Origin of the sequence: Pseudochrobactrum sp. AO18b, assembly GCF_000409565.1 — a bacterium.
Lineage (GTDB): Bacteria > Pseudomonadota > Alphaproteobacteria > Rhizobiales > Rhizobiaceae > Pseudochrobactrum > Pseudochrobactrum saccharolyticum.
Window position 1 is genome coordinate 1 of sequence record NZ_ANNO01000019.1, and the last position, 8,350, is coordinate 8,350.

8 protein-coding genes are annotated in these 8,350 nt (G+C 49.3%); 5 read left to right on the forward strand and 3 right to left on the reverse strand.

The genetic code is table 11. From position 1 onward, the window contains the following. Positions 1 to 422: 422 nt before the first annotated feature. Positions 423 to 1,661 carry a site-specific integrase gene (locus A918_RS0100955; protein ID WP_022709242.1) on the forward strand — a complete coding sequence of 413 codons (1,239 nt, stop codon included), beginning with the start codon at positions 423 to 425 and terminating at the stop codon, positions 1,659 to 1,661. 67 nt (positions 1,662 to 1,728) lie between these two features. On the opposite strand, the gene A918_RS21635 is transcribed toward A918_RS0100955, so the two are convergent. The 3 genes from A918_RS21635 to A918_RS0100970 all read right to left on the reverse strand — a co-directional run bounded on the left by A918_RS21635 (position 1,729) and on the right by A918_RS0100970 (position 3,542). Continuing rightward, a complete protein-coding gene (locus A918_RS21635) occupies positions 1,729 to 1,890 on the reverse strand; it encodes a hypothetical protein (RefSeq protein ID WP_022709243.1) in 162 nt (53 codons plus the stop codon). Positions 1,891 to 2,276: 386 nt separating this feature from the next. Next, positions 2,277 to 2,753: a hypothetical protein gene (locus tag A918_RS0100965; protein ID WP_022709244.1), complete on the reverse strand. Its 477-nt coding sequence runs from the start codon at positions 2,751 to 2,753 to the stop codon at positions 2,277 to 2,279. A gap of 57 nt (positions 2,754 to 2,810) precedes the next feature. Continuing rightward, positions 2,811 to 3,542 carry a hypothetical protein gene (locus tag A918_RS0100970; protein WP_022709245.1) on the reverse strand — a complete coding sequence of 244 codons (732 nt, stop codon included), beginning with the start codon at positions 3,540 to 3,542 and terminating at the stop codon, positions 2,811 to 2,813. 152 nt (positions 3,543 to 3,694) lie between these two features. On the opposite strand from A918_RS0100970, the gene A918_RS0100975 reads away from it, so the two are divergent. The 4 genes from A918_RS0100975 to A918_RS0100995 all read left to right on the forward strand — a co-directional run bounded on the left by A918_RS0100975 (position 3,695) and on the right by A918_RS0100995 (position 7,985). Next, the gene (locus A918_RS0100975; RefSeq protein ID WP_256377851.1) at positions 3,695 to 3,892 is read left to right on the forward strand and encodes a helix-turn-helix domain-containing protein; all 198 of its coding nucleotides are present in this window, start codon (positions 3,695 to 3,697) and stop codon (positions 3,890 to 3,892) included. 284 nt (positions 3,893 to 4,176) lie between these two features. After that, positions 4,177 to 5,892, forward strand: coding sequence for a retron Ec67 family RNA-directed DNA polymerase/endonuclease (locus A918_RS0100985; RefSeq protein WP_022709248.1), 1,716 nt, complete (start codon positions 4,177 to 4,179; stop codon positions 5,890 to 5,892). 166 nt (positions 5,893 to 6,058) lie between these two features. After that, positions 6,059 to 6,778 (forward strand): hypothetical protein, encoded by a 720-nt coding sequence (locus tag A918_RS0100990; RefSeq protein WP_022709249.1) that lies wholly within the window; start codon positions 6,059 to 6,061, stop codon positions 6,776 to 6,778. Between the two features lie 49 nt (positions 6,779 to 6,827). Beyond that, the gene (locus tag A918_RS0100995; protein WP_198013257.1) at positions 6,828 to 7,985 is read left to right on the forward strand and encodes an ImmA/IrrE family metallo-endopeptidase; all 1,158 of its coding nucleotides are present in this window, start codon (positions 6,828 to 6,830) and stop codon (positions 7,983 to 7,985) included. Positions 7,986 to 8,350 lie beyond the last annotated feature (365 nt).

The following is an 8,350-nucleotide window of genomic DNA, read 5'->3' on the forward strand; positions in this document are numbered from 1 at the left end:
CTGAGTGGCCGGGACCGTAGGTGTGGCGTGCCACTACCGCCACCCGCCACAGTGAAGCGGCACTTCGGTATTCCTGCGTGCCGCAGCCACGCTGCCTACCGGGCGACTGGCCGTCCGTGTGGGCTACTGGAACACTGCTGCTGGGCTTCACCGTCCCGCGCCGCTGCTGTTCCAAGTTGTAGTCGCCAGTTGTCGTGAGAGTTCTGCAAGGGGCTTGAGCGGCGATTTCAACCTCGGTGAGGGAGGAATCGAATCCATTGAGGACCGCGTCGTCTCGCGGTCTCGCCTTTCAGCAACATGCAGAGGTTACACGGTGGTTACGATTCGAGCTATTTCTAGGCTTTTCCAGACAACTGACGATTAATTGTGCTGGTTGTTTCTCCGTGTTTTTCTCGTAATTTTTGTCAAATGCGAGCAATAAAATGAAAGACTTCAATATCTCAATTACCAGCACCACGCGTCGTCGCAAGCTGAGCGATGGAACTATTGCCGAATATCCGCAGTGGTATTGTGAGTACAAAGATTCGATCTTGAAAAAGCGCCGCCGCCGAGCCTTCAATCGTAAGAAGGACGCTGAAGCCTTCCGCAATGATCTTTTGGTCAAGGTTATGGATGGCCGGTATATGGACGAACGAAAAGCACCGACTGTTTCGCAAGCCATCGACCATTGGCTGGAAGACCGGGAAACCAAGGTGAAGTCATCGACGTTTCAAGGTTATAAGGTCGTGGTTAATGGTGCGATCCGGGGGCCATTGTTAATCGGAACGGCGCAAGAGCGTGCAAAATACACGGAGAATGGCGTTCCCCCAAAGTCTGCTCGCTTCGTGAAATTGCTGGGCGATGTCAAACTAACGGAACTTACCACTGCGATGATACGCGCATGGTATAAAACCATAGCGGAACAATGCGGCACTTACACCGCAAACCGCGCCAAAAGCCAACTTAAATCTATTCTGGCCCTTGCGGAGGAAGACTTCTTGGTCCGTGCACCATCCATGCCGAGTGGGCTTGTACGCGCCCGAACGCGTCAGCGGCGTGTAATTCTTACGCCGGAACATATCGCCAAGCTTATTGCTGCCGCCAAACTGGATCCAGAATGCGGCATCTATTATGCCTTTCCGTTCCTTGCCGGTACGCGTCCATCTGAACAATTGGGTCTGTTGTGGTGTGGTGTCGACTTTGAGAAGAATATTATTCGCATCTGTCGCATTCAAGAGCGCGACGGGTCGTTGACGGAGACGACTAAGACAGAGGCCGGAACGCGAGAAGTTCCTATGAGTGCGATGCTGCGCGAGATGTTATTAGCTTGGCGTGTACGTTGTCCTCGCAGGAAGGGGGAACTGCATAGAGTCTTTCCGGGGCCGGGAAGGCTACAGGCATGGCCGTTGCCGCGTCTTGGCGGCGGAGGAGCGTTGCTATACCAGAATTTTCGGAAGCGGTTTTGGGTGCCAGCGTTCAAACAATTGAATGTGCCTTACGTGACACCCCATTCGGCGCGACACTCGTTCATTTCCACCTTGCAGGCGGAAGGGATCGAGGTTGGGCTGGTGGCAAAGATTGCGGGCCACGCCAATCCCACCGTGACGCTTGGTCATTATACGCAGGCTGTCCGCAATGCCGATGTTGCTATCGAAGCGCTGGACCGCGCTTACGCTGGATAAGATAAAGGGGGCGTCGATTGTTGCCGACGCCCGCCCATTTGTTCTTTTGATTGTTTTCGGCTGCTGCTTATTCCGGTTGGAGAGCGATATAGTCTCCGCCTTCGCATTCGCCGAATTCTTCCAGTGCACCGTCAATTTCGTCGGCGGCAATTCCCATAAGTTCAGCGGCTTGCTCCAAGGGAATCCATTCCTCCGCGCCGTTACGCTTGTCTCTCACCATAATGTGCATTGCGTTCTCCTGACTGTTCCCCAGAAGGAAAAAACGCCGAAAACTCAAGCACAATTATTCACGTAAATTCATAATATTAGCCCAAGTTCGATTGATGCAGCACTGCCACATTGGTCTGCATGGCGGGGAGGCGGGCTGAGGACGGGTCCTGCCACCCGTCCGCTATGTATATAGCTGGCCCAGTGCCTGATGGTTTCGCGTATGCGTTCCCGTGGCACGGCGTACCGGCAGCGCCGCAGGCATAGCTGCACTGCCTTTCGATACGGAGCTGGGCGGGATTGTTCGCATCCCCCCCCACAAACCGTCTTGTTGGACAGTTACAAGGGACCCAATCTGGCTTGCGAACCCGTTTGGCCGCATACCTAGGTACACTAGTCAAATCGCAACTATGCGCAGGTGTTGCTCTTCCCGCTCTTCACCATTTCCTGCCACTTGGGGCCAAGTGTCTGCCGGGCTGGGATGGCGCGTTGCGCTCCGGGTTCACCGTCACGGAACATATAGATCGCGAATGCCTGTTCGTGACGACCATAAATCACGGGAATGCCCGGTTGGTAAGTCGTTGTTCCGCTGTAATGGCCATTATTGATATAGCCCGATGTTTTATAAGAGCCGGGTGTTTGAACCATCTGGACATTGTTGGCGCTTCTAGCATCGACGATGATATAGCGGTCATATCCGGCTTTGATAGTTTCGATAGCCGCTTGCATTTGAGCGACCTTGGCTGCGCCTGTACTGCCACAAACGGGGGCTGCACTGGTTTGAATGATGGCCGTGTTAGCGGAGGTTCGCACGGCGCTGGACGAAGTGCAGGCGGCTAAGGCAAATGCGGGCGCAACAAAAGTCAGTGACTTCAGGGTGATCATGTTTCTATCCTGTTGAAATTAATAAGAATTCCAAAAAAACATGACGGAAGATCGCCGTCAATTATCCCCTGTCAGCGTTTCATCTTCGAGATATTGAGCTTTGATAAAGCGTTGCTTCCAACGATGCGCCACAGCTTCGGCAGCAAGCCGCAAGCGTTCAGGGCTACGGGGATGCAGAATCAAGAAGAACACTACATGGGCAGTGGTGAACGCCCACATTGAACAGCCCGGCGCACTGGCGCGTAGCTGTTCCGAACGCTGAGCTATAAAAGCGTTTCGCTCAATACGTGGAAAATGCTGGTAGATCAGCAGCGATTGGCCCATACCGTAGAATGCGGCGGCTTCGTCCAAATAGAGGTACTTAGACGAATTTTTTCGGCCTTTCTGTAGAGACACTTCCAAGCCATTATCGGGGTCGAAGAAAACGAGATCGGTATGACCAAGCGCAGCGGCACAGCGCTCCATAAATGTCTGCCGCCCAGCAATGTCGTCCGGCAATAGTTCGTTGAAATACGTTGCCTGCGGGATTGCCCCGCTGCCTTCTACCACCTGTAAACGGCGGCGATCGGATGCACCAGCGGCATGGGCCAGAATATCAAACAAGTCCGGATCGAAATGGCGGAACCCATCCGGTTGTTGCAAGTAGCTGAGCTTGTTCCCATCAGTGCGCCCGTCATCCGGTGTTAGCATCCAGCATACTGCTATCGAATTGGCTCCGTCCGCCGCCAATGCTCGTAGTAAGGCGTACTTCCTATAGTCGTTTATGTCCCCGATATATTGATGCTTCAAGCACACCTCCCGAATCAAACAGTGTGCTCAGTATGTCAAATTACCCGAATTTGGGGTATTCTAAAATTGGGTTCAAATAGGTCGCTGGTTCAATAAATTGGCGGCTCCGTTTGTCATCTTTTCAATCCGACGTTTATCGTAGACTGATTGAGTTGCTTATTGTAGCTCGAAAAGACGCGGGCATAACACAGGTGGAACTGGGAAAGCGGCTCGGCCAGCGCCAAACCTTTGTGTCAAAATTTGAACAGGGCGAGCGTAGGCTGGATGTTGCCGAATTTCTAGCGGTTAGTCGGGCAATCGGGGCCGATCCGCACCAGATTATACGAGTTTTAGATAATCCGAAACTTTGAATTTCAGGGGCTCACCAAACGGCACTGAATTCAGATATGAATCAGTATTGCAAGGTCTTCACTTACACAAGGGGACTTTATCTCCAAATAGACACAGGTATTATTTACTCAACTTCTTGACTTATTGCAGCAAATCTAAATTATTGTTTTTAAGGCTTGCGGATAGATTCTGCTGTTGTGCTTCGCGATAGTTGATACCAATGCGCGGGCCATTGCCCATGCATTCCTTACGGACTGTTCTCGGATCGTCCGATAACTTGGCAAACGAGTGTCCGCAAGCCCTAATGTCCGATCTGAGCGCTTTAAGAAATACAAAAAATCTCCCGCAACTGGCTAGGCTGCTCAAGCTTAAAGGCGAGTTTGTTTCTCATACCCTATATTGGTATCGACCGAACACTCCTTATAGCTGCTTCACAATTCCCAAAAAGAATGGCGGACGGCGATTGATAGAAGCTCCGAATTCCCGTTTGAAGCTTCTGCAGTCACGGCTAGCTAATCTGCTTATGCGGATTGAATCCGAAATGGAGGGAAAACGCACTACAAAGGCAAGAGTTCTCGCTCACGGTTTCAAACCTGGCTTCTCTATAATAACAAACGCAGCCCTTCACCGTAACAAGCGCTGGGTGTTTAACATCGATTTAAAGGATTTTTTCCATTCAATTAATTTTGGTCGGGTTTATGGTTTTCTAATCAAAGACCGGAATTTTGAGCTCGCCCCGAAAACCGCCGCGATAATTGCCCAAATTGCTTGCCATAAGAACCACTTGCCGCAAGGTAGTCCATGCTCGCCGGTCATCTCCAACCTGATAACTCATCTTCTCGATATTAAGCTGAACAAACTAGCAAATAAATTGCATTGCACTTATACGAGATACGCCGACGATATCACGTTTTCGACCAATGAAAAAGAGTTCCCCGCAGCCATTGCGCGCCTCGTTCGAGGTAGTCATGATAAGTGGGTGGCGGGAGATGCTGTTTTGCGTGAAGTTTATCGCGCAGGCTTCAAAGTTAATCACGACAAGTCAAGGATGCAGCGCCGCGATTCTCGGCAAGATACTACAGGGCTTATTGTTAATCAGAAGCTCAACGTTCGTCATGAATACTACAGGCAGGCACGTGCAATGTGTCATCATCTGTTTGTTCACGGATATGCTTATAATGGAGCAGATACCAGAAATAACCCTATTAAGAATGAGACCTTAGATGGAATGCTCGGCTTCATTCATCAGGTGCGAAGTCTCAAAAACGCTGAGTTTTTCAAAGAAGATCAGCCGGGGTTTAGTTCGCTATACGGCAAGTTTCTCGACTACCAGGCTTTTTATGGGATCCTCCGCCCTCGGATCATTGGCGAAGGCAAAACTGATAATATTTACATCCGTTCCGCGATTAAAAGCCTTGCTGCAAAGTTTCCGTCACTCGTTAACCCATCTATCCCCGCCACGGCAGCGTTAGATTTTTTCCATTACAATACACGTAGCGCGTTGTTTCAAGGTTTGTCAGGCGGCACTGACGAGATGCATAAGCTTCTCAGTTCATATCGATCGCGTATCTCGTCCTTTAAACACATTGCACGACACCCAGTTATCATGGTTGTAGATAATGATGCGGCGTCAACGAAAATTTTTGCCCACCTCAGTAACATTCTTGGCTATCCCGTAAACGGTATGGAACCATTCTATCACGTATATGAAAACCTTTACTTGGCTCCGGTACCCAAAACTACTGGGCATGTCGCCATTGAGGATCTGTTCGATGCTTCAGTTCGTGCACAGCAGATAGATGGCCGGAGCTTTAATCCGAGTAATAAGAAATTCGATTTGAGTATTTATTATGGCAAGAACGAATTCGCCACAAAAGTTGTCTCTCCCCATCGAGCAACGATTGATTTCAGCCAATTTGAGCCACTGTTGACCGCATTCGTAGAAATTATCGCCGACTATAATAAGCGATATGCTGCGATTTTGGGTGCTGCAAAAGGCGATGTTTTATCTGCGGCCTAGCGTGGTCGGGATAGTGGCTTGTTTCTGAGCTCTTTATCCGCGTTAAATTTTTCCTTTACCGCGTTTAAAGTGCGGGATAATCGATTGCAAACCTTGCAAAGTGCAAAATTTTATGTTCTTTTTCCGTTTAATGCAAAATCGACATGGTCCGCATAAGGAAAGCTACATGATTCCCGATGAGCGTAAATTTGAGTTTGAAGCTGCGATACGGCGAGATATACCGCGTAATTTGCTTGTTGAGGTGAAGACATTGTTTCCTCGGGCTGCGGAGCAGGCTGATATTGCTGTGAGTACTTCTCACAAAGCTATACCAGATGGGTTGCCCCTCTCTCGCTATCGGCAAAGCCGATCTGTTGGGCTTATTCGGCATAGTATCATAGACGAAGCCTTTGAACAGATACTTGCAAGAAATGGTGCTGAATTTGTTAAATCTGTGCCGGTTGAGTATAAGCCAGATGAGGTAAAGCTTTCCCCTATACATCTAACGACTGGTGCGTTCAGCCACACAATGGTCGGTTTCGCGTCTCATAAAGAGCTTTCAGACACGCCTGTAAAAAACGCAACTCGACGAGCTCTTTGTTATCAGAATCGCGGGCTTTCTCCAGATTTTTTCCATCCGCCGGAAATGTTCAATGATCGGCAACGAATGGTCATTATTATGGTGAGGCGCGATCCGCATGTGCTGGGAAAAATAGCATCTCTTACGCTTTCCGTTTTGGACAGCAAGCAAGAAGTGTTCATTTATCAGGCCGATCTTGATGAGTTTTTAGCTGGCTATGGAGCGGAAAGCACTACGTCCGCTAAGCGACCGGTAAGGTTTAAACCGGTTAAAGGCGGCTTCAAGAGCACAAACGGAGAAACGTCAAACGAGCAGAGCGAGAATTGAATTAGGATGAGAAGTGCGTAGTGGAATTCAGACATTTGTAGGAGCCAAGTTGGCAGAAGCGCGGCATGCGCGGGGGATTTCCTCACGCAAGGCTCTTGCCGACATGATGCAGCGTGCCGCTAGTACAGTTCAACGTTGGGAAGAAGGTGACTCTTACCCAGAGCCGCAAGCACTGTCCGAACTCGCCACCATTCTTTCTGTTCCTGCGGACTTTTTTTTAACGTCGCGTTTAGATGGCGCTGGTCCATCATTCTTTCGCTCGTTTGCAGGTGCGCTCAAAAGTGACAGGCTTGTCCAGCAAGCTCGTTTGGCGTGGTTAGAAGACATAACAGCCGTTGCCGAGCATTATGCATATCTACCTGAAGTTAATGTTCCCGATCTTTTGCGGGGCAGAAGCTTTAAGTCTCTCCGAGATGAAGACATAGAAGGAATCGCGCAAGAAGTCCGTGAACATTGGGGCCTTGGACTTCGCCCAGTTTTAGACATGGTAACCTTTGTTGAGGGCATAGGTATCGTTGTTGCGGCAGAGCAGATGGAAACGGATAGGCTGGATGGCCTAAGCCGCTGGGGTGGGGATGGTCGACCTTATATTCTCTTGGCCAACGATAAGCAGTCGTTTGCCCGAAGGCAGTTCGATACAGCCCATGAACTGGGACACATTCTTCTCCACCGTGCAGTTACTGAAAGTGAGTTCGAAGAGAATTTCAAGCTTATCGAAGAGCAGGCACACAGTTTTGCGTCTGCTTTCCTGTTGCCTGCCAGCCAGTTTAGCGTGGAGATTGACACTACGGCTATTTGGGAGCTCGAACGCCTTAAAGCGCGGTGGAAGGTATCCATTAAAGCCCAGATCATGCGTTTGAAACGCTTAAATATATTGGATCCTGATAGTTCTCAGAGACTTTTTAAAGTTTACAGTTCGAAAGGTTATTCGTCCAAGGGTGAGCCATACGATGATGTTTGGCCGTTGCAGAAGCCAACCCTGCTTTCCGATATATTCAAGGCATTGGTTGATGCGGGACAATTGAGCAAAGAGGCACTATGCCATGACCTCCCTCTGTTCCCACACGATGTTGAAAGTCTATCGGCATTGCCTTCGGGCTGGCTAAAACTTGAATCAGCGCGCATTGTTGAGTTTAAAGCAAATCCACCAAAGCGAGCGGGGAGTGGTTCTCAAGGAGGGACGGTCATCCCGCTTACACGCAAGTAGATCTCTAAAAGGCATTAGGATGGCAATTACACAGGGCCTACGGCTTGTGTAATTGTCATCCTATTTATAGATTTTCATATTCAAGATATGAATTAAGTTATTGGTACGACCGGTATCACTATGATTTTAAAATATCATTTGTGGATATTATGAACTCTACTGTACTATGATGCAACTTATTGACACCGTGATTTTAAGTTTCGCGAATTTTTAAATTAGTGACCGCACTGTAACCGTGAGACTTTCAGCTAAGCTAGCACATTTTGATCTATCAGATCTGAAAAGCAAAAAGCCGCGCTGTTGCGCGGCTTTTGAAGTCTAACCAAACTGGAGCGGGCGAAGGGATTCGAACCCTCGACCCCAAC

Bases quoted from the DNA above. Each gene is read 5' to 3' on its own strand.
- A918_RS0100955 (WP_022709242.1), top strand. From the start codon at position 423: ATGAAAGACTTCAATATCTCAATTACCAGCACCACGCGTCGTCGCAAG.
- A918_RS21635 (WP_022709243.1), bottom strand. From the start codon at position 1,890: ATGCACATTATGGTGAGAGACAAGCGTAACGGCGCGGAGGAATGGATT.
- A918_RS0100965 (WP_022709244.1), bottom strand. From the start codon at position 2,753: ATGATCACCCTGAAGTCACTGACTTTTGTTGCGCCCGCATTTGCCTTA.
- A918_RS0100985 (WP_022709248.1), top strand. From the start codon at position 4,177: ATGTCCGATCTGAGCGCTTTAAGAAATACAAAAAATCTCCCGCAACTG.
- A918_RS0100990 (WP_022709249.1), top strand. From the start codon at position 6,059: ATGATTCCCGATGAGCGTAAATTTGAGTTTGAAGCTGCGATACGGCGA.